Here is a 452-nt window from a genome sequence, read left to right as displayed (position 1 = left end):
GCGCTACCACAAGGTGGTGCTGATGGCCGACGCCGACGTGGACGGCCAGCACATCCAGACGCTGCTGCTCACCCTGCTGTTCCGCTTCATGCGGCCGCTGGTCGAGCTGGGTCACGTCTACCTGGCCGCACCCCCGCTCTACAAGATCAAGTGGAACAAGCGCGGCGACGACGCCCAGTACGCCTACTCCGACCGGGAGCGGGACGGCCTGATCGAGCTGCGTCAGCAGAAGAAGCCGAACGCCAAGCCGGACGACATCCAGCGGTTCAAGGGCCTCGGCGAGATGAACTTCCGCGAGCTGTGGGACACGACGATGGACCCGGGCTCCCGCACGCTGAAGCAGGTGACTCTCGACGTCCTCACCCATCAGGACGCTGAACAGCTCGTCCGCGGTTGCGGCGTTCGTTCATCCAGCGCAACGCCAAGGACGTGCGGTTCCTCGATATCTGAGA

1 pseudogene is annotated in these 452 nt (G+C 64.8%); it reads left to right on the top strand.

What is annotated here, in order from left to right:
* A pseudogene (locus tag J1M64_RS19295) lies at window positions 1-450 on the top strand (toprim domain-containing protein); the annotation flags it as partial.
* Window positions 451-452 lie beyond the last annotated feature (2 nt).

The organism is Dietzia sp. KRD202 (assembly GCF_017168155.1).
In the GTDB taxonomy this organism is placed as follows: Bacteria; Actinomycetota; Actinomycetes; order Mycobacteriales; family Mycobacteriaceae; genus Dietzia; species Dietzia kunjamensis.
The sequence above is the reverse complement of the archived record's forward strand: the minus strand, read 5'-3'. Positions and strand labels throughout refer to the sequence as shown.